The sequence below is a fragment of the Planococcus sp. 1R117A genome (assembly GCF_051417975.1).
Classification (GTDB): domain Bacteria; phylum Bacillota; class Bacilli; order Bacillales_A; family Planococcaceae; genus Planococcus; species Planococcus shenhongbingii.
Genome location: NZ_JBPRLO010000005.1, coordinates 172,342 through 193,521 on the forward strand (window position 1 = coordinate 172,342; position 21,180 = coordinate 193,521).

The following is a 21,180-nucleotide window of genomic DNA, read 5'->3' on the forward strand; positions in this document are numbered from 1 at the left end:
CCATTGAAACAAACCGTTCATTTTGGAGCAGGAAACATTGGCAGAGGGTTTATCGGGGCGTTATTTTCCGAGTCCGGTTATCATGTGACATTCGTGGATGTTGCAGACCAGATCATCAACAAATTAAATGAAGAACAAAAATACAACGTAAAGCTGGCGCAAGCGCAAGAAGAAACGATTACCATCGAAAATGTTTCAGGCGTCAACAATATGAAAGATGAAGGCAGTGTTATTGAAGTTATTCAAAAAGCGACTTATTTGACCACCGCGATTGGCCCGAATATCTTACCGCGGATTGCACCGCTGATTGCCCAAGGCATTGCGGCACGCCTTCAGGCTACCGATGAAAAATTGTATGTCATTGCTTGTGAAAACCAAATTGGAGCAACCGATATCTTGAAAAAACATATTCTGGACAATCTTGACGCGGAAACGAAGAACAAGCTGGAAGGCAGAATTTATTTCTTCAACTCCGCAGTCGATCGGATCGTGCCGATTCAAGACAGCAGTTCACTCGATGTACTCGTGGAACCTTATTACGAGTGGGTAGTCGAAACCAGCGAAACAATTCCGCCGGTAACAGGCATGACCCTTGTCGAGAACCTTGCACCTTTTATCGAACGGAAGCTTTTTACCGTTAATACAGGGCATGCCGTGATTGCATACCTTGGTTATCTTGCCGGCAAATCGACAATTGACCAAACCTTGGCAGATAAGCAAATTGAAGACCAAGTGCGGGAAACGCTGAAAGAAACAGGCGCATATCTCATAAAAGAGTACGGCCTTGATGAAGAAGAACACCTGGCTTATATCAATAAAAACATCGAGCGCTTCAAGAATTCGTTTTTAAATGATGGGGTTACAAGAGTAGGACGGGCACCTATACGTAAGCTCGGACCGGATGACCGCTTTATCCGGCCGACGACGCAAGCGCAAAAAGCTGGATTGTCTTATACCTATCTGGCCAAAGCGATTGCAGCTGCGTTAGCTTTCGACAATCCAGAAGATGAAGATGCAATGAAAATTCAGCACATGATCCAGGAAAACGGACCTGCATCGGTGTTGAAAGAAGTAAGCGGTTTGGAAGAAGACAGCGAAATCACTCAAGAAGTGATTCGCCAATATGAATCTTTGAAAGCATAGTAAGTGAGAAACCCTCTTAAGATGATTCTTAAGAGGGTTTTTTGTGCTATTTTCTTAAAGAATTTGGCTAAAGACAATTTCTTTTACTTCCTGGAATGAATCATCAGGAAGTCTTTCGACAAATACAGCGTTTCGGGCTGACAAATCAAGCGATTTGATGTGCTGGCATAGAACGGAACTCTGAGTGGCGGTTCTCGAGCCCAAAAGGAAAGTTAAATGGAAGGGCGTTTTATCGATAACGCAAACTTCTTTCATTTAGAAGATGTAAATAAAGTAACAGATGAAGAATTATACGATCAATTGCTGGATGAGTTTGCACAATAGTTGAAAGAAGCGAAAGAAAAAAGAGTGGTGCGCTGATATATGCGAAAAGGCCGACTTGAAGAAGTCGGCCTTTTGTATTTTTTTAGAGGTTTCCTATTAAAAGTCCATAGAATTACTTCTCTTTCAAAACACCTGCTGTCACTAAGTTATTCAAAGCTCCTTTATTCTTGAAACGGAAATAACCGCTCAATCGATTCAAGTCTTTTTGAGTCAGAAGAGAATAATCTGTAACCAATTCATATTTGTCTTCTAATTTGGCAAGCAAGGTTTTAGCAAATTCAACTTGTTTAGCAGTCAGTAATTTATCTTCTTTACTCTCAATCTGTGTTTCAACTGGTTTTGGCGGTTCTGGGATTTGAATCGTTTCATTGATTTCAAAAGTGTATTTTCCTGCTTTGATCCAAGCAATATCTTCTTTGCTCAAAGAAAACCATTCGCCTTCTAACCGTTTATCGGCGAAATGCTTGTGGAAGGCAACTTCTGTTTGGTGATGGTTGCCGGATTTGATTAAAAAGATAAGTTTGTTTTCAAAAGGGAGTTTCACGCCGAAAACGTTCATTCTCTTTTCGACATTTTTGGTCTTGCCAATTTTAAAAGATCCGTTCATATACTCTTGGACAAAATATACATAACCTGGAGCCTTGCCTGGAAGATTAGGTGATTCCAGAACTTTTTCAAGTTCGTATTGATTAGATTCAAAGAGGTATATTTTATTTGATTGGGCAACCGGTGGAGTATTCGCAGTACCGGAAGCAGTGCTGCTGGATAGTAGTTTATTTAAAAGATTTTTAATCATTACTTGGCCGTCCTCCTCTAAAAAAGTATTAAAAAAGTACTGTTATTTTGATTATAACTTAAATGGTAATATGTTACTATTGGATTATTAGCGTTAGGTCTTAATAATTAATGATTTTCCTTAGAATTGTTAATGAAGGAATTGAATTATTAAAGAAATTATTTAAGAAAGAAGGGAAAGGTCCATGCCGAAATTATCCGAGAACTTAAAATTATTCAGGGAAAAGAATAAGTTGACCCAGCAGCTCGTTTCACAGCATCTGAAAATCACAAAAGCCGTGTACGTTAAATATGAAGCGGGAAGTGCGGAGCCGAATCTTAAACTTCTAATGAAGATGGCAGACTTGTATAGTGTTTCCCTTGATGAGTTAATCGGCAGACAGTTTATGCCGAACGGCAAAATGATCGATCAGCTTCTGATGAAGAAAGAAATAACCAAAGAAATGAACAAAGAAATCAACAGTATGGTAAAACAAATTGCCAATGAATTTATCCAAAGCAAGGAAGCGGATATTGTGAGAAGAGTAAAATTGAAGTTTGGTTTGAATTAAGACAAAAAGAAACAAAAACTGGCATGAATTTTAAAATTCATGCCAGTTTTTTATTTTATTGGGTTATTAAGAACGTGAAATCCATCCGCCATCTACAACCAGTTCTAATCCTGTTACATATTTCGATTCATCAGAGGCTAAATAAAGATAAGCGTTTGCAATGTCTAAAGCTTCCCCAGCATAAGGAGGTAAAGCAGATCGCCCCTCATAATGAGCACCCATTTCTTCCCGTGATTTAATGCCAGCTTTTTCAACCATTCCTGTAAAAATAGCGCCAGGATGCACTGAATTTACGCGAATGTTGCTTTCTCCAAACCACTGCGCTGCGTGTTTGGTCAATGCACGCACAGCCCCTTTGGATGCACTATAAGCTGCGCCATGCCCATCGCCCATGCCGCCAAGAATTGCCGCAATCGAAGAAGTGTTGACAATCGAACCGCCGCCATTGTTCTGCATATGCGGAATGACTGATTTCATCCCAAGCCAGACGCCTGTCGTATTGATGGCCATCACTTTATCCCAATCATCCAATTCAGCTTCTAAAATGCCTTTCGCAATATGGATTCCTGCATTATTTACGAGAATATCGATTTTGCCGTATTCTTCAATTGTTTTGTCAATGACTTCTTTCCAGGAATCCGGTTGGGAAACGTCCAAACGAAGCGCAATGGCTTCGCCGCCATTCGACTTGATTTCGTTCACTTTTTCCTCTAAGGCATCCACGACGACATCGGTAGCAACTACTTTTGCGCCTTCTTTCGCAAACAACTGTGCTCCTGCTAATCCCATCCCGCTTGCTGCTCCAGTAATAATTGCTACTTTTCCATCTAATCTTGCCATATGAACTCCTCCTTAAAATAAAAAGTTAATTCAATTACATCGTAAAGGAGAAGGATAGTATAGACTATAAACAAGCAAGGTGATTATGTAAGATATAAAACAGGAAGAGATGTTTTGTGCGAATTTCGAAGAGAAATTGGACAAAGGGGATGTTTTTGTTGGAAATTAAAAAGGAGAAACAAAAAAGTATAGTCAGAGCAAAATCTGCTTTCATCAATGCCTATATCCAGTTAATCGAAGAAACGGGTGATCCTCAAAATATTACTGTATCTGAAATTGCAGCTAAAGCGGAATATAGCCGGAGCGCATTTTACTTTCACTTTAAAGACAAAGAAGCGATTAACGAAGCATTATTTAATATTGCTTTAGGAGGGATTTATGAGGCATTGACAAAGCCTTATAAAAAAGCTCAAGAAATTTCTTTAGATAGTCTAGTTCCATCAAGGCAATTATTTTTTGAGTTTATCGAGAAAGAAAGGTATTTATTTTGTTCGTTGAATAAACTGTCTCTTAACCCATCAATTTTTGATCGTATGGAAGAAGTCTGTTTAGATGTCTTTCTAAACAGACATCATCTTAACATCAATACGAATGTGATTGATTATGAAATAGCTATAAGTTACCATTTCAGTGCTTTAATCGGGATGACGAAATACTGGATAATAAACAACTTTAAATATTCTTCACATTATATGGCTGAACAAATGGCCCATATTTCTTTGTATCCGCCAGTTTCGATTACAGTGACTGATAGCGTATAAATAGAATTGAGCTTCGTATATAAATACCGCTCTTAGCTGATTATAGTTTATCCAGTTTTTTATTAACTTAAGGTGTATACGTAAAAAGGCGTTAAGAAGAATCCAATGGATTTTTCTTAACGCCTTTAGCTTTTCATCGGTGATAAACCAGTATGATTTAAATTTCTATCGACGCTCTTAGCGATTTCTATCGGTGTTTATCGCCGCCTAATCGACGTTTCAGCAATTTCTATCGGTGTTTCAACCATCCTAATCAGTGTTCTGCAATTTATATCGAACAAAATGAAAACTTTCTAATACTCAATACGTATAGCAGTAGACAGTTTTTCTAAACAAGCTGTCTTGCCAAACAACTCCACCCGGGATTACACATGATTATTCACCGGCGGTTAAGGGTAATCTCTCCTTATAAGAGGAACTGCCGAGCAGTCCGAAAACCACACTAAAAGGAGAATGATGATGGAAATTCTAAAACGCTTCAGAGACATTATGGCAAGCAATATTCATGCAATGCTGGATCAAGCGGAGGATCCGGAGAAAATGATTGACCAGTATTTGCGCGATTTGAATAGCGACCTTGGGAAAGTGAAGTCGGAGACGGCTGCCATTATGGCGGCTGAAAAGCGGGAGCGCCGGGAACTGGCGGAGCTGCAAAAAGAAATCGACGATATGCAGCGCTACGCAGTGAAAGCGCTGGAAGCGCAAAACGAAGACGATGCCCGGAAGTTCCTTCAACGCAAAGCGGAACTGACGGAAAAGGAAAAGACGATGCAGACGGCTGTGGAACTGGCAGCTGCCAATACAACACAGATGCGCCAAATGCACGACAAACTGGAATCGGATATCGGGGAACTGGAATCGCGCCGTGCCGAGCTGAAAGGGAAAGCCTCTGTTGCGAAGACGCAAAAACGCATGAACGACTTGAATTCTTCTGTGAGCAGTACAGGTGAGCGGATTTCCGCGTTCGATAAAATGGAAGAGAAGATCAACCAGCAGCTTGATGAAGCAATGGCCATGTCAGAGCTGAATAAAAGTTCAGGCACCGACATCAAAGATTTGGCTGCGAAATACGAGACCGATACGGATGTGGACAGTGAACTGGAATCGCTTAAAGGCGGAATCAATGTGGACGATGAGCTGGAGGCGCTGAAATCTCAGCTAAGTAAAGGCGAATAATGGCTATGGAGAAGAAAATGGTTCCCTGCATGCAGAAGGGAGGAAGCGGGATTGGTTGTTCAGTATAAATGCCCCAATTGCGGATCGGATATGGCGTTTGACGCGGATTCGGGCACGTTGTCCTGCCCCAGTTGTGGAAGACAGGATAATATTGAAACGTTTCCAGAAGAGAATATCCAGCAGAAGTTTGAAATGGATGAAGCAAAAGAATACCATTGCGAAAACTGCGGTGCCGTAATTCTGACAGAAGCCAGTACAACAGCCACCCATTGCAGTTTCTGCGGCGCGCCGGTTGTGCTGTCGGACCGGCTTACGGGTGAGTTCGCGCCTGCGAAAGTGATTCCTTTCACAATCACTAAAGAAGAAGCTGTCGCCGCTTTCAAGAAATGGACGCGGAACGGCCGGTTGACGCCGAGAGGCTTCATGAACGGTGACCGGATCAAGAAAATGACGGGGATGTATGTGCCGTTCTGGCTTTATGATATTGATGGAACTGCTGAAGTGGCGGCAATCGGGACGCGCGTGCATCAATACCAGCGTGGCGATACCATTTATACTGAGACGGACTTTTACGACGTGTACCGGGGAATCGATCTCAGTTACCTTAAAGTGCCGGCGGATGCGTCGGAAAAAATGGACGATGAATTGATGGACAAACTGGAACCTTATGATTACCAGGAGCTTAAGGATTTTAAGATGCCCTATCTCGCCGGGTATTTGGCGGAAAAATACGATTACGACGATGAGGTTTTATTCTCAAGAGTGGAATCGAAAATCGTGCCGTACATCGATGCGTATATTAATGGCACGATTTCGGGCTACTCGACCGTCAGTTATACCCAAAAACAAATTCAGGCGAATAAAAAAAATGTTTACTACACGTTATTCCCTGTGTGGATGGTGTACTATGACTTTGAAAACAAGGAACACACCTTTGCGATGAATGGCCAGACCGGGAAAGTGGTCGGCAAGCCGCCGATCAGCGGAGGCAAAGTAGCTGCCTGGTTCACCGGCATCGCTGCAGGCACTTTCGCAGTGATGAAAGCCATTTCGTATGTCATAGGAGGTGTTCTTTGGTGAGACTACTAGATCTAAAAGCACCGGTTTTGTTTCTGTTGATGGTTTTTACAATATTAACTGGTGGACTGGCGGTTTCAGCCCAGACCGACCAGCATGTTTATGATAACGCGGGCTTGCTGAGTGAAGCGGACGTAAGGGAACTTGAAGCCCTTGCAGCAGAGCACAGCCAAAAACATGGAGCCGATTTTCTGTTTTTGACCACTTCGAACATGGGTGGTTTGCCTATCACTACATATATGGGCGATTTTTTTGACCAATGGGCAGTAGAAAACAATCAGGAAAATGCAGTCTTGCTGACAATCGATATAGGGACGCGGCAAGTCTACCTCGCCGGTTTCGGGACAGCGGAAACCTCGCTTGATAATCAACGGGTCGATATGGTGCTCGACCGCATCATGCCATTTATGCGGAGCGGCGATTACGGCGGCGCGTTCCGTGAGACAGTGACGACAGCAAGCCGCTATATGGAATACCGGCCAGGCGTAAATCCAGAGAACATTTTCTTGAAAACCTGGTTTCAGGCGGCAGTATCTTTGCTGCTTGGCGGCGTCATTGTCGGCTCGATGGTCTTAAATGCAGGCGGACGTGTCACGACAACAGCCCGCACTTACTTTGATGGCAACAATACGAGGGTGAGAAGCCAGCGTGACCAATTCCGGAATAAGACCGTATCGCGGCGCAGAATTCCGAAAAGCAATAGCAGTGGCGGCGGCGGTTTCGGCGGTGGCGGTTCAACTGGAGGCGGACGTTCTTTCAGCGGTGGCGGCCGCAATTTCTAGACGCAAATCGAATTAAAGGAAGGAATGAACAATATGGCCTTTTTCGGCAATCAATTTTCAGATGTAGTGGAATGGGACGAATTCAGAGAAGATATGATTTTCTGGAAGTGGACCAATCAGGAAATCAAAAAAGGCAGTAAGCTGATCATCCGTCCCGGACAGGATGCTGTTTTCCTGAATAACGGCAAAATCGAAGGGATTTTTGAAGACGACGGCGAATATGACATCGAATCAGAAATTGTGCCGTTCTTGTCGACGTTAAAAGGATTCCGTTTCGGTTTCAACTCCGGCATGCGGGTTGAAGTGCTGTTTGTAAATACCAAAGAGTTTGTCGTAAGATGGGGCACGAAAAACCCCATCAATATACCAGCCCCTGAACTGCCGGGTGGCATGCCAATCCGGGCGAATGGCACTTTCCAGTTTAAAGTGAATGATTATATGGCATTGATCGATAAAATCGCGGGCATCCGCGACAGCTATTTGGTGGATGAAGTAAAGATCCGGATTACCGCAATTCTCGATCAGCTCCTGATGAAATGGATTACCAAAGAAGGCAAGAACATGTTCAATCTGCAGGCCAACGCCCATGAAATTGGCGCTGGCATCCAAGATGACTTGAATATGGAATTGATGGACGACGGCATGAAAATCACCGGCTTCCAGGTTATGAGCTTCAACTATCCGCAGGAAATCCAGGATATGATCAACAAAAGCGCTTCCCACGGCATGGTGGGCGACATTTCGAAATACCAGCAGATCTCCGTTGCCGATGCGATGGGGAAATCATCCGGATCCAATACCGCGTCCGATATGGCCGGCATGATGATGGGAATGAACATCGCCAAAGAAATGATGGGAAAACAAAAAGAATCTGCTTCTGAGAATCAGCCCGCTGCGGGCAATCAAAACTCGAAAGCAGCAGGCGGCAACGCAGCAACACCGAATTTCTGTCCGAATTGCGGCCAGAAAAATGAAGGCGCCAAGTTCTGTCCGAATTGCGGGCAAAAGTTAGTTTAATCGAAAAGCCCATCAAGCAGGTAAAACGATTTCCTGCTTGGCGGGCTTTTTTTATTCATATTCCAGCTAGGGCTATTTCCCGCATTAATGCGCCATCATCTCATGTGCAATCGTATGCCCATCCATAGTAGAAGGATAATAAGTCGGCCAGTTTACGACTTCATCAAGCAAAGCTTGGCGGTCATCGCCCCAATACAAGTGGTAATGGGATGCAGGAGTTGGAAAGATGCTATGGTCACTGAATTGGATAAACTTCGGAAGGCCAGCCGTTTCTTCCGCTAACTTAAAGACAAAGCGGACGCCTCGATTTCCTGCTTCATATGTAAGGATTTCATAGCCGTCGTAGACATACTTCCCTGAAAGTTCTTCGCCGTTTTGGACGAACGTGACAATATCTTCTTTAATAACGATTCGGTCGACATCTGTCTTATAGCCAGTGGTGTAATATTCTTTGTATTCTTCAGCAGTCATTTTGTCTGAATGCGAAGCTTTATCGGCAAACACTTCATCAAGTTCTCCGCTTTTTAAGTATGGATATACTGACTGCCAATACCCATCCCAATCGGATAGAGGACGGTCTTTTACTTGGCTGTCTTCAAAAAAACCATCATAGATTTTCTGGGTTGCTTCGTCAAGCTCATGGCTGTGAACAGAGGCATGGTCATGCTCGTGCTCATGGCTGCTTTCCTCTGAATGGCTTTCCATCGCTTGTTCCTGTGTTTCAGCGGAATCACCAGAAACGCTTGAAGCAGAAGGGGTTTCTTGTTCAGCCTCAGCTAGTTTTGCAGATTGACAACCAGCCGCCAGCAAGGAACTGATTGACAGGATGGCTATGCCTTTACTTAATGAATTTTTCATTATTAACACTCCTTTTAAATAGTAATGATTACACTTTATGATTATACAGATAAACGCTTGTTTCTGTAAAAATAAAAATATTATGAATTTATCTATCCGATTTTTAATACGATTGCCGCTTTTTTCATTCAATCAAAATACTTTGTAAAATAAATAGGGAGCATTACGATAATCATGGCTTCGAATGGTTCCTTATACACAAAAAATATTACTGCATGCATGGCTAAATTATGATTCTACAAAAACTTCTTAGAATTACGTTTATAAATTATTAGCAAGGGAACATTACTGTATCAATATATGTAAATTTGAACTTACTATTTAAAGGTATTTTAAAATACAAAAAGTATTTTAGGGAATAAAACAGTAAACGCTTTAAGATCAATTAATAGGGAGGGGTTAGAAGGACCATACTTATTGCAGATATAAATCTAGGAGAAATATATTGTGCGGCGACATAAGAAAATTAATCTTAGAACTGTTGCAAGAACTGACTGGTGGAAATGAATAATGCGCAGCAGCATTAATACATAAGAAATATCGGATTTCCGCCACTTTCCATGAGGCGGATTTAAAAATGCTATTCAGCTGAACAGCCAAACGACAGCAAAAAAAGTTGGAATGGAAAACGCCAAATAGGAGCGTTTAGAGATGAAGTCATATTGGCACTCAATTTAATAAAGTACCATCAAAAAGTTGATATACGAGGGAGGACATATGGAGAATTTTGTAGATTGGATGAATGGAATCGTTTGGAGTTCGGCATTAGTCTATCTTTTTTTGATAGTAGGATTGTTTTATACGATTGCCACACGTTTTTTGCAAGTGAGGCTTCTAAAGGATATGGTGAAGCTAGTTTTCAAAGGGGATAAATCGAAAGCGGGAGTATCTTCTTTCCAAGCATTTTCAATGTCATTGGGAAGCAGAGTGGGAACCGGAAATATCGCTGGTGTAGCCACTGCCATCGCATTTGGTGGACCTGGAGCCGTTTTTTGGATGTGGGTTATGGCGATTTTGGGCGGTGCTACTTCGTTTATTGAAATTACGTTGACACAAGTTTACAAACGCAAAGTAAATGGCGAATATCGCGGAGGCACGCCTTACTACATAGAAAAAGGATTGAAAGCAAAATGGTTTGCTGTCGTGTTTGCGGCAATTACGCTCATTGTCATGGGCGTGCTGTGGCCGGGACTGCAAGCTAACACCATCGCAATCGCAATGGAAAATGCGTTCGGAATCGAACCGTATATTACTGGCATCATGGTAGTCACGGTGCTCGGGGTCATCATTTTTGGAGGCGTCAAGCGGATTGCTAAAGCTGCTGAAATTATCGTTCCTATTATGGCATTCATCTATATCTTGATGGCTGTGATTATTCTGTTCTTTAACATTACTGAGTTGCCTGGAGTCATTTCACTTATCATTTCAAGTGCATTTGGTGCCAATGCGGCGTTTGGAGGAATTGTTGGTTCCGCCATCTCATGGGGGGTTCAGCGGGGAGCATTCTCGAACGCAGCAGGAATCGGCAGTGAAACATTTGATGCAGGCGCTGCAGAAGTATCTCATCCTGCCAAGCAAGGGCTGGTTCAATCGTTTTCAGTTTATATTGATACCATCCTCATCTGTTCAGCTACAGCCTTTATGATTCTGCTGACTGGCATGTATAATGTCCAACCGGAAGGAGGAGCTCCAATTGTGAATAACCTTGGAGATGCCGAACCGTCTGCCTATACACAATTGGCAGTGGAATCTGTGATCCCTGGATTCGGTGCTGCTTTCCTGGCCATAGCGCTGTTCTTCTTTTGTTTCACTACTGCTATGTCTTATTACTATAAAGCAGAAACCTGTTTGGTCTTCATAAGACAGAATCCAAAAGCGGATTTAACATGGCCAAGACATGTGTTAAAAGTCGTCTTATTGGCCATGACTTTTTACGGCAGTGTGGCAAGTGCCAAATTTGCTTGGGCATTAGGAGACCTTGGGATGGGCAGTATGGCTTGGCTGAACTTTGTCGCCATTTTACTCCTTACAAAGCCTGCTTTAAAAGTATTGAGAGACTACGAAAAACAGAAAAAAGAAGGGAAAGATCCTGTTTTCGATCCATTAAAATTAGGGTTCAAAGACGCAGACTTCTGGGTGAAAGAGTATGACGAATCTGAAGTCTATGAACTGGATAAAGGAAAAGCGGAATCCATTTAAAGTAAAAGAGGCGGAAATTTAAATTTGAAAATCTGTCCTTGACGCTGATTTGGGACTGCATAAAGGAAAGGCGTTTCCATTGCTCATAAGAGTAAGAGGAAACGCTTTTGCTTTGCTGTAAAGTAGCTGTACAAAATCAATAAGCATAATATTATAGCTCTATAAAAATAAGTTCTTATATTTAGAGAAATAAAACTTGCGTTCCGTCCATATTGTCCCCTATAATTTGAAACATTATGCCGGAACTTTAAAAGGCCGAACGGAATTACAGATGGCCTTTTTTGATTTTCATTGATGTTGAATTTACTGAAGAATGGAGACTGATTTATGGATAAACTTTATAGTTTGATAATTATTTTTGCAGGATCGGTGCTGCTTGGATTTGCCTTCAATATGTTTTTACTGCCGCATGAAATTTTATCAGGCGGCGTCACAGGGCTGGCGATGATTTTTGGTTTGCTGACACCGGTCAATACCGGAATCTGGCTATTTGTCCTAAACGTTCCGGTCTTTATACTGGGATGGTTCAAACTAGGCAAGGTGTTTATCTTTAATAGCATTTTTTCGGTGGCAGTGACATCGATTTCCATGCAGTATATTCCGGTCATGAAAGTGACGGAAGATGTATTGCTATCCTCTGTATTTGGAGGAGTTCTTGTCGGTGCTGGCGCTGGTTTCATCATCCGTTTCTACGGTTCAGGCGGCGGTTTTGATATTATCGGCCTGCTTTTGACGATGAAGCGCGACATTCCGCTTGGCTTTTTGATCTTCGCTCTTAACAGCCTTGTTATTTTTGCATCGGGCTTCATCTTTTCATGGGAACTTGCGATGTATACGATGGCTTCGATTTACATCACCGGATTGGTCATTGACCGGATCCACACACGCCATATCAAGCTGGCCTTGATGGTGGTGACGAGCAAAGGAGACGACGTCAAAAAGAAACTGCTCGAGAATCTGTACCGCGGCATTACTGTGACGGACGGTGAAGGCGCCTATTCGGGCAATAAAGTCAAAGTGCTCTACAGCGTTATCTCACGCTATGAACTTGCTTATGTCCGGCCGCTGATCAAAGCAGTCGACCCAAACGCTTTTGTCAGCATCAGCGAGACGATGGAAGTTATGGGTAATTTCCGGAAGACTGATAATTTCAAGAAGACGCCGGGAACGGACGGCTCTTTATAAGGAATAACGTTTGAAGTATTTAAATAAGTAAAGCGGCAAAGCCTTCAAGAATTACTAATCTTGAGGGCTTTTTCATGCTTTTTTCGGTCTAAGAAGGCACCTAAAGAGTTACTTATTAGTATTATCGTATAAGGCCAATCAATAGATCTTCAATATATGGCGAAAATAAAAACACGAAAAAATGAGTCGCTTTATATGCGTAAAGAAAACTTGCAATCCTGCCCCTTCACCCCCTATAATTTGTTACATTGTGCCACAGCCACGGAAGGTCGAAGCGGAATATGCGTGGCCTTTTTTTGATGGTTTTTTTAGGCAACGAGTATAGGGAAGAACGGAGAATTATATATGGATAAACTTTACAGTGCACTGGTTATTTTCGTAGGATCGGTGCTGCTTGGATTTGCATTTAATATGTTATTGCTGCCTCATGAAATTCTATCAGGCGGTATTACAGGGATTGCCATGATTTTCAGTTTGATGACACCCATCAATGCCGGAGTCTGGCTGTTGGTGTTGAATATCCCGATTTTAGTAATAGGCTGGATGAAACTAGGCAAGATGTTTATTTTCAATAGCATTTACTCAGTGGTAGTGACATCGGTTTCCATGCTTTATATCCCGGTCATAAAAGTGACAGAAGATCCATTATTGTCATCGGTATTCGGTGGAGTTCTGGTAGGAGTTGGTGTCGGATTTATCATCCGTTCATATGGTTCGACAGGCGGCTTTGACGTAGTCGGCCTTCTTTTGACAATGAAGCGCGATATCCCACTTGGTTTTTTAGTATTTGTTCTCAATAGCCTGGTTGTTTTCGTATCCGGGTTCATCTTTACATGGGAACTCGCAATGTATACGATGGCTTCGATTTATATCACCGGCCTTGTTGTTGACCGGATTCATACGCGCCACATCAAGCTAGGATTGATGGTGGTGACAAGCAAAGGCGACGCTGTCAAAAAGCAATTGCTTGAGAATCTGTACCGGGGCATCACTGTGACCGACGGTGAAGGCGCCTATTCAGGAAATAAAGTCAAAGTGCTTTATAGTGTGATTTCGCGCTATGAGCTGGCATATGTCCGGCCGCTTATCAAAGCCGTCGATCCGAATGCTTTCGTCAGCATCAGCGAAACGATGGAAGTTATGGGGAATTTCCGCAAGGATGATAATTTTAAAAAGGGTCCGGGGACGGGCAGTTCGATCAATGGCATAGTTACGAATCCATCCGAGCAGGCATAAACAAATAACAGAAGTAAAAAAGCCTTCCAGCAATATGGAAGGCTTGTTCGTTTTAACTATCTGAATAATTGAAAAATGTATTTTCATTTTAACAGATAGGTATATAATGAAGGTAAAAGGAGGAGTTGAAATGGAACCAACCTTTGGTCTTGTGCCTTTGCTCGTACTTGCCGCCATAGCAGTTGTTCTCATCATGACTTATTTCATCTTCCACCATTGGGCAAAATAAAGAACACGACCAAAAAAGCCGCATATTTGGTATGTGGCTTTTTTGCATAGAACATACGGGGCCGGAATATATGTTAAGTGTATTTGAATAGAGTTCATAATATTCCAGATATTCTATTGATTAATTTTGAAAGCGCTTTTATAATATGGATAAAATCATATGTGCTAATGCAGAACAATTGTAAAAAACCAGGAACTGCTCATAAGAGGAGGGACGGTAAAAATAAATTCGCTGCGGCATCAAACGCATGAAACAAGGAGGAGTGGATGATGAAGCTAGATGAGGAATTGGTCATTATTGAAATGGAGGCCAATTCAAAAGAAGAAGTGCTGACCATATTAGGCAACCAGCTGCTTAAGAAAGGGTTTGTCAAAGAAAATTTTGTCGAAAGTATCCTTGAGCGGGAAAAAACGTTTCCTACGGGACTGCCTACTGTGCCGTTTGGCGTTGCAATCCCCCATACTGACGGCAATATGGTGAATGAGTCGAAAATAGCTTTTGCTACTTTGAAAAAAACGGTAAAGTTCGTTGCGATGGGGCAAGGAGACCAATTGGTCGACGTAAAGTTGGTATTTTTGCTTGCCTTGAAACATCCATCTGGCCAATTAGAGATGCTGCAGAAATTAGTGGGGCTTTTTCAAAATCCGGATACGGTGTCGAGATTGGCTGCCGTTAAAAATGTAGACGAGTTAAATGAGCTGGTCGGAGACAAATCGTAGAAACAGCGCAGCAGCTGAACTTTAATCTGAAAAAGTCATACTGTACTTTTTATTAATCCATTCAAGCTGCAATACTCTGCCACAAAATATTAATTTGAGGAGGAGATTTGATGGGGTTTCTACAATGGTTCGTGGACCTCGGAGCTACAGTCCTGTTGCCGATTTTAATTTTTATCTTTGCGCTGGTGCTGGGGACTAAGCCAGGAAAAGCTCTCCGTGCAGGGATAATCGTCGGAATCGGGTTCGTGGGGATCAACTTGGTCATCGGCTTGCTGGTGGATAGTTTAGGGCCTGCTGCCCAAGCGATGGTCGATAATTTTGGATTTAACTTAAATACAATCGATGTCGGCTGGCCGGCAGCTGCAGCCATATCTTACGGGACATCGTTAGGGAGTTTAGCGATTCCACTTGGCGTCGGTGTAAATATTCTCTTATTGACCTTCGGGTTGACCAAAACGCTGAACGTCGATATCTGGAATTTCTGGCATGTCGCTTTTACGGGTTCTTTGGTTTATGCGCTGACCTCAGATTTTTGGCTGGGCATACTCACCATTATCGTTCATTTGATGCTGCTGTATTTAATGGCGGACGTCCTGGCGAAATATATTGAGAGATTCTATGGATTTCAAAACATCACCTTTCCGCACGGTACATCGGCACCATCGGCCTTTGTTGCCTTGCCGATGAACTGGGTTTTCGACCGGATTCCTGGATTCAATAAGCTGGAAGCAGACCCGGAATCCATTCAGAAAAGACTCGGCATCCTGGGTGATTCAACGATTATCGGTGTAGTAATCGGGATTTTGATCGGGATTTTGGCAGGATACGATGTGCCGGGAATTCTGCAGCTGGCAATCCAGACAGGTGCCGTCATGGTGCTCTTGCCAAGAATGGTCGCTCTTTTGATGGAAGGCTTAATCCCGGTATCGGAAGCAGCAGGCGCATTCGTTAAAAAGCGTTTTCCGGGAAGGGACTTGTATATCGGCATGGACAGTGCACTGGCAATCGGGCATCCGGCCGTATTGTCTTCCGCTTTGCTGCTCATTCCAATCACGATTTTCCTGGCGGTGCTGCTGCCTGGAAATTCCGTTCTGCCATTTGCTGATTTAGCATCGATTCCATTTTTAATTTGTTTGATGGTGCCGATATTCAGAGGGAATATTGTCCGGACCGTCATCGGCGGGACCATCTATATTGGAGTAGGTTTATATATCGCCACGTGGATAGCTCCGCTGTTCACAGAGGCAGCGATTGCTTCAAATTTCGACATGGGGGAGAACTCCAGCATTTCTTCATTGATTGATGGAGCGGTTTGGACAACGTTCATCTTCGTCTGGATTCCAAAAATACTGAGCTGGTATGGCATGGGCGCTTTGGGGCTGTTGACTCTTTTCGGATTGATCTATCAAAATAAAATCAAACCGAATCGGACAAGAGCAAAAGAAGAAAAAGCAGACGAATCAGCAGAAGACGATCGTATAGAAGGGAAGGAAGCGTAGATGAAAAAATTATTGATTATGTGCGGTACAGGAATTGCCACTTCAACGGTGGTTAAAGGGAAAGTGGAAGAATGGCTGAAAGCGAATAATTTGAGCCAGGAAGTTAAAATCTACCAGTCAAAAGTTAGCGATGAAATAAACCGGATCGATGAATACGATGTGGTGCTGACCACTACATTGGTGCCGGACAAGATCAAAGACAAAGTGATTGACGGTGTGCCGCTTTTGACGGGCATCGGAATTGACAGCATGTACGAAAAAGTTCTAGCTGAGATCAAACGTTAATGCTTCTTGTGAACAAGGCTGAGCCACCTGTGTATAGCGGGTGGCTTTTGTCGTTTACAGTTAAAACAAAGGGTTTTAGAACGCGTGCTATTTTTGGAATTAAGGCTTTCTATTGAATTTATCCTATAAATGCTTAAACCTTTTAACCGAGTGCTGTATAGTTAGTTACGTATTCTACTGAAAGGTGTTAAAAGATATGCTACATAATCCGACAGGAAAAAAACGAATTGGGCTAGCATTGCTTCTCAGCATGCTGGGAATTCTGGCACCCTTGAATATTGATATGTATTTGCCAAGTTTCCCATTGATTGCTGAAGAGTTAAATGCCCATGTCTCACTGGTTCAAATGAGTTTGACAGCCTGTCTGATTGGCTTGGCGGTTGGCCAAATCATTATTGGGCCATTGAGCGATTCACAAGGCAGACGGAAACCGTTGATCATCTCGATTTTCTTATTTGCGCTATCATCTCTGCTTTGTGCAGTAGCACCGACGATTGAACTCTTGATCGTAGGCCGTTTTTTACAGGGGTTGACAGCCGCAGGAGGCGTTGCCCTTTCCAAAGCAGTGGTCAGTGATGTTTTCACCGGCAGGGAAATGACCAAGTTTTTTGCGTTGTTGATGGTTATCAATGCGGTGGCCCCCATGGCAGCACCGATTGCTGGCGGCGCCATCCTGGCAGTGCCATTTGCCGGATGGGAAACCATCTTTTACTTTTTAGGATTTCTTGGTTTGGTGATGGCAGTGATCATCATCTTCCGTCTTCCTGAAACGCTCCCTAAAGAAGAGCGAATTCCGAGTTCACTCGGTGCTTCTGTGCGTACGATGGGCAGCTTGCTGAAAACCCGGCCGTTTATAGGCTATGCGTTGGTTGCTGGAATGATCCACGGCGGCAGTTTTGCTTATGTAGCAGGAACGCCTTTTGTCTATCAGGAAATCTATGGGGTTTCCCCTCAAACCTTTGGCTTGCTGTTCGGCATCAACGGCATTGCCATGATTCTTGGGAGTTATATCATCGGCAAGTTCGGCGGCATTGTTTCTGAACACAGCCTGCTGCAGGGAGCTGTTTTTCTGGCTTCCGGAGCCACATTCCTGCTTTTGATCATGACCATTATTGAAGGGCCGCTCGCCTCCATCGTCACGCTGATTTTTATTTATATGATCGCAGTCGGGATGACGTTTACGAGCTCTTTCACTTTGGCTATGCATGGCCAAGGGCATAGGGCGGGTAGTGCCAGTGCAGTGGTAGGGATGTTGCCATTGGTGATCGGCTCGCTCGTTTCGCCGCTTGTCGGCATCAATGAAACCTCTGCTGTCCCAATGGGTGCTATCCTGTTCGGCTCATCCGTTCTGGGGCTGATTGTTTTCTTCACATTGACGGGAAAGAAAAATGCAGTTTAAGCAAATGAATTAATTAAAAAACAGAAGCTGAAGGTGAACTGAACCCCAAATGGTAGACACTTTAAAAAGTGACCCCATTTGGGGTTTTTTCTGTTTTCAGACCCCGGTATACTAAATGTAGCTAACTTGGACGGGAGAAGATCACATGAGTAAAATCATTTTTAACGAACATCAGCGCCGGGTCTTGGAGGCGAACCCGAATATCGCTTCCGTTTCGGATCGAGCGATCCAATACACGCCGGAATTCAAAATCCACGCCGTGAAAGAAAACCAGGCGGGCAAAGGGCCTGCCCAAATCTTTGCCGAAGGGGGATTTGATTTGACTGTAATCGGTTCCCGGAAAGCAAGCTCCTCCTTGAACCGTTGGCGGACAACCTACAGGATGTACGGAGAAGACGCCTTCTTCGAAGAGCGCCGTGGAAAAGGCAGTACTGGGCGCCCTTCTGCGAACGATCTCTCCGCGGAGAAAAAGCTGGAGAAAGCGGAAGCGCGCATCAACTACCTGGAAGCGGAAAATGAGCTGCTAAAAAAGCTCGAGGCGCTCGAGAGGCAGGCGAAGAAACGCACTTGACTCCAGCGGAAAAATACGGAGCCATTAACGCGGTGGTCCGCAAATTTCAATTGAAGAACTTGGTGGAAACCCTTTGCCGGACGGCGGGTGTCAGCCGGAGTGGCTATTACGCCTGGTTGGAGAACGTGGAACGGCACGCCATTCGCGAAGAACACGACTACCGAGATTACCTGTTGCTTAAAAGCATCTACGATGCGCATCGTGGGAAAATCGGCTATCGCACCTTTTATATGGTGCTCGCGGAACTGTTGGAAACACCGATGAACCATAAGAAGATTCTGCGCCTCATGCGCAAATTTAACCTATCTGCCACTATCCGGCGAGCGAATCCCTATAAGCAAATCGCCAAAGCCACACAAGAACATGCGGTCTGTCCGAACCGGTTAAACCGTGAGTTTGAACAAGATGAGCCCGGTAAGGTATATGTCACCGATATCACCTATCTGCCAAATCGTTCAGGGAAAATGGCGTACCTGTCGTGCGTGAAAGATGTCGCCACCCGGGAAATCGTCGCCTATGAAGTCTCCACCACGCTTACGATGGAAATTGTGTATCGCACATTAAAAAAACTGAAGGAAGCGTTGGATGGAAATGTTCATCCGGAAGCGATGATCCATTCCGATCAAGGGTTCCACTATACCCATCCGGAATACCAACAACGCGTGAAGAAAATAGGAATGACCCAGTCGATGTCCCGCCGGGGCAATTGCATTGACAATGCCCCCATGGAATCCTTTTTTGGCCACTTCAAAGATGATGTCGATTTTAAACAGGCCACCAGCCTTTCCGAATTGAAAGAACTGGTGGATGAGTACATGGCGCATTACAACGGAACGCGTAGGCAATGGAATTTAAAAAAGATGACTCCGGCACAATACCGAAGTCATCTGATGGCAGCGTGAGCTGCAGGGTACTTTTATTAAACTGTCCATTAAATGGGGCTCAGTTCAAGGGAAGTCTTCAGCTTCTGTTTTTATATCAATCGCACCACTTTTGTTTTAACTTGAAATTTGAACGCAAAAAGAATCCACTCCCGAACCGAAAGTTCGAAGGAGTGGATTCTTTTTATACAAATAAATGGCCGAACAAGACAAGAATCGGCAGGGTAATCGCAGTGCGTAGTGCAAAAATCGCGGCAAGCTCCCAGAACTTAAGCGGGATATTTGAACGCAGGATCAACAGTCCAACTTCAGACATATAGATGATTTGCGTCAAAGACACACCGGCCAGGACAAAGCGGGTCAATTCGCTTTCAATGCCGCTGCCAAGAACAGCCGGCAAGAACATATCCGCGAAGCCGACGAGGAATGTAGGAGCCGCTTCAGCCGCTTCCGGAAGTCCCAATAATGTCAGTACCGGAATCAGCGGATAGGATATGATTTTGAATAGCGGTGTGTATTCCGCGATGATCAATGCCATTGTTCCAAGCGCCATAACCAATGGTATCAATGCGAGCCAAATATCAAGCACCGTTTCAATGCCGATTATTGCAAGTTTCTTTGGGCTAGCGGCGCTGTCTGCTTTAAGGCGCGCTTCGTTGAAGCCCCATTTGACCAATGATACGCCTTCAGGAATCGTATCATCGACTTGTTTTCCAACCGGCGCAAAATACTCATTCTTTTTGCGGGACAACGGCGGAATACGCGGCATGATAACTGCAGCCACCAAACAAGCGACGGAAACAGCCAAGTAGAACGGCAAAAACAAGTGGCCGATGCCAACGACATTTGCCACGACTAAACTGAAAGCGACGGATGCAATCGAAAACGTCGTGGCGATAACGGAAGCTTCGCGTTCTGTGTAATAGCCTTCATCGTATTGCTTCATTGTTACCAATACGCCGACTGGCGCAGCACCCATCCAAGATGCCATCGCATCAATCGACGAGCGGCCAGGTAAAGTGAACACGGGGCGCATAAATTTGTTAACCAGTACACCGACAAATTCCATCAGCCCGAACTCTACAAGCAAAGGCAATAAAATGCCGGCGAACAAGAACCAAGTGAGCAACACTGGAGCCAGATCAAAGAGGACGACTCCGCCTGTGTTGCGGGAAGCGATTGCGTCAGGGCCGATTTCATAAAAGGCCATGATGCAGAATGCGAAAGCGACTACCTTTACTGCAAGATTGAACGGTCCGTTGATGAATGTCGTGCGCAGAAAAGGTGACTTTTTCACAAACTCCGGCTTTAAAGCCGTTGCAGCTAAACTGGAGATGGCTGAAAAACCAAGCAGGAATAAGATGAATGCCGGAATTACTCCACTGAAAGTAGAGAGCAGGAATGATGCTAAGATGCCGACACCAATTGTTACTTCCCCGTTATAAGATATGGGGCATAAAAACAAGAGTGCTCCGATTAGGGATGGAACCAGAAATTTCCAAGTTGATGCTGGTGAAACTGTCTTTTTGTAGCTTTGAAGCGTAGTCATGTGTTTTCCCCTCCATCCTCTTTTATTCAATAATGTATACACTATACATTATTCGGGAATAAGGTTACAAGGGAATTTTAAACTTCCTTTATAGAACCGTTTTT

20 protein-coding genes are annotated in these 21,180 nt (G+C 43.8%); 16 read left to right on the plus strand and 4 right to left on the minus strand.

Annotation, left to right across the window (positions count from 1 at the left end; genetic code table 11):
* The first annotated feature begins 3 nt into the window (after positions 1-3).
* Positions 4-1,143, plus strand: a complete 1,140-nt coding sequence (locus ACSFXN_RS15490; protein ID WP_437150972.1) for a mannitol-1-phosphate 5-dehydrogenase — start codon at positions 4-6, stop codon at positions 1,141-1,143.
* A gap of 216 nt (positions 1,144-1,359) precedes the next feature.
* Positions 1,360-1,467, plus strand: coding sequence for a VWA domain-containing protein (locus ACSFXN_RS15495; RefSeq protein WP_437150973.1), 108 nt, complete (start codon positions 1,360-1,362; stop codon positions 1,465-1,467).
* A gap of 112 nt (positions 1,468-1,579) precedes the next feature.
* On the opposite strand, the gene ACSFXN_RS15500 is transcribed toward ACSFXN_RS15495, so the two are convergent.
* Positions 1,580-2,263: a GIY-YIG nuclease family protein gene (locus tag ACSFXN_RS15500; protein WP_437150974.1), complete on the minus strand. Its 684-nt coding sequence runs from the start codon at positions 2,261-2,263 to the stop codon at positions 1,580-1,582.
* 184 nt (positions 2,264-2,447) lie between these two features.
* Here ACSFXN_RS15500 and ACSFXN_RS15505 point away from each other — a divergent pair, with 184 nt between their 5' ends.
* The gene (locus tag ACSFXN_RS15505) at positions 2,448-2,813 is read left to right on the plus strand and encodes a helix-turn-helix domain-containing protein (RefSeq protein ID WP_437150975.1); all 366 of its coding nucleotides are present in this window, start codon (positions 2,448-2,450) and stop codon (positions 2,811-2,813) included.
* Between the two features lie 66 nt (positions 2,814-2,879).
* Here the strand turns inward: ACSFXN_RS15505 and ACSFXN_RS15510 are convergent, their stop codons facing one another.
* Complete coding sequence (locus ACSFXN_RS15510; RefSeq protein ID WP_437150976.1) at positions 2,880-3,653, minus strand: SDR family NAD(P)-dependent oxidoreductase; 774 nt, start codon at positions 3,651-3,653, stop codon at positions 2,880-2,882.
* Between the two features lie 158 nt (positions 3,654-3,811).
* Between ACSFXN_RS15510 and ACSFXN_RS15515 the strand changes: the two genes are divergently transcribed.
* The 5 genes from ACSFXN_RS15515 (at position 3,812) to ACSFXN_RS15535 (ending at position 8,466) form a co-directional block, all read left to right on the plus strand.
* Entirely contained in the window at positions 3,812-4,414 is a 603-nt protein-coding gene (locus ACSFXN_RS15515; protein ID WP_437150977.1) for a TetR/AcrR family transcriptional regulator, read from the plus strand.
* 459 nt (positions 4,415-4,873) lie between these two features.
* Entirely contained in the window at positions 4,874-5,590 is a 717-nt protein-coding gene (locus ACSFXN_RS15520) for a PspA/IM30 family protein (RefSeq protein ID WP_437150978.1), read from the plus strand.
* Positions 5,591-5,641: 51 nt separating this feature from the next.
* Positions 5,642-6,670 (plus strand): TFIIB-type zinc ribbon-containing protein, encoded by a 1,029-nt coding sequence (locus ACSFXN_RS15525; protein ID WP_437150979.1) that lies wholly within the window; start codon positions 5,642-5,644, stop codon positions 6,668-6,670.
* On the plus strand, positions 6,667-7,449 hold the full coding sequence (locus ACSFXN_RS15530; protein ID WP_437150980.1) for a TPM domain-containing protein: 783 nt from the start codon (positions 6,667-6,669) through the stop codon (positions 7,447-7,449). The genes ACSFXN_RS15525 and ACSFXN_RS15530 overlap by 4 nt, the downstream gene beginning before the upstream one ends.
* Positions 7,450-7,482: 33 nt before the next feature.
* Positions 7,483-8,466, plus strand: coding sequence for an SPFH domain-containing protein (locus tag ACSFXN_RS15535; protein ID WP_437151162.1), 984 nt, complete (start codon positions 7,483-7,485; stop codon positions 8,464-8,466).
* 84 nt (positions 8,467-8,550) lie between these two features.
* Here ACSFXN_RS15535 and ACSFXN_RS15540 read toward each other — a convergent pair whose 3' ends face one another.
* Entirely contained in the window at positions 8,551-9,324 is a 774-nt protein-coding gene (locus tag ACSFXN_RS15540; RefSeq protein WP_437150981.1) for a ZinT family metal-binding protein, read from the minus strand.
* A 717-nt stretch (positions 9,325-10,041) separates the two neighbouring features.
* Between ACSFXN_RS15540 and ACSFXN_RS15545 the strand changes: the two genes are divergently transcribed.
* From ACSFXN_RS15545 to ACSFXN_RS15580, 8 genes are all read left to right on the plus strand, one after another.
* Positions 10,042-11,523: an alanine/glycine:cation symporter family protein gene (locus ACSFXN_RS15545; protein ID WP_437150982.1), complete on the plus strand. Its 1,482-nt coding sequence runs from the start codon at positions 10,042-10,044 to the stop codon at positions 11,521-11,523.
* A 327-nt stretch (positions 11,524-11,850) separates the two neighbouring features.
* The gene (locus ACSFXN_RS15550) at positions 11,851-12,708 is read left to right on the plus strand and encodes a YitT family protein (protein WP_437150983.1); all 858 of its coding nucleotides are present in this window, start codon (positions 11,851-11,853) and stop codon (positions 12,706-12,708) included.
* 345 nt (positions 12,709-13,053) lie between these two features.
* A complete protein-coding gene (locus tag ACSFXN_RS15555; protein ID WP_437150984.1) occupies positions 13,054-13,944 on the plus strand; it encodes a YitT family protein in 891 nt (296 codons plus the stop codon).
* Positions 13,945-14,442: 498 nt separating this feature from the next.
* A complete protein-coding gene (locus tag ACSFXN_RS15560) occupies positions 14,443-14,892 on the plus strand; it encodes a PTS sugar transporter subunit IIA (RefSeq protein WP_437150985.1) in 450 nt (149 codons plus the stop codon).
* Positions 14,893-15,002: 110 nt separating this feature from the next.
* Positions 15,003-16,391: a PTS galactitol transporter subunit IIC gene (locus ACSFXN_RS15565; RefSeq protein WP_437150986.1), complete on the plus strand. Its 1,389-nt coding sequence runs from the start codon at positions 15,003-15,005 to the stop codon at positions 16,389-16,391.
* Positions 16,392-16,676, plus strand: coding sequence for a PTS sugar transporter subunit IIB (locus ACSFXN_RS15570; RefSeq protein WP_437150987.1), 285 nt, complete (start codon positions 16,392-16,394; stop codon positions 16,674-16,676).
* Between the two features lie 196 nt (positions 16,677-16,872).
* Entirely contained in the window at positions 16,873-18,075 is a 1,203-nt protein-coding gene (locus tag ACSFXN_RS15575; RefSeq protein ID WP_437150988.1) for a Bcr/CflA family efflux MFS transporter, read from the plus strand.
* Positions 18,076-18,220: 145 nt separating this feature from the next.
* A protein-coding gene (locus ACSFXN_RS15580) for an IS3 family transposase (RefSeq protein ID WP_437150989.1) occupies positions 18,221-19,548 on the plus strand; the annotation gives its coding sequence in 2 pieces (ribosomal slippage) (positions 18,221-18,599 and positions 18,599-19,548; 1,329 coding nt in all).
* A gap of 163 nt (positions 19,549-19,711) precedes the next feature.
* Here ACSFXN_RS15580 and ACSFXN_RS15585 read toward each other — a convergent pair.
* Positions 19,712-21,076: a YjiH family protein gene (locus ACSFXN_RS15585; protein WP_437150990.1), complete on the minus strand. Its 1,365-nt coding sequence runs from the start codon at positions 21,074-21,076 to the stop codon at positions 19,712-19,714.
* Positions 21,077-21,180 lie beyond the last annotated feature (104 nt).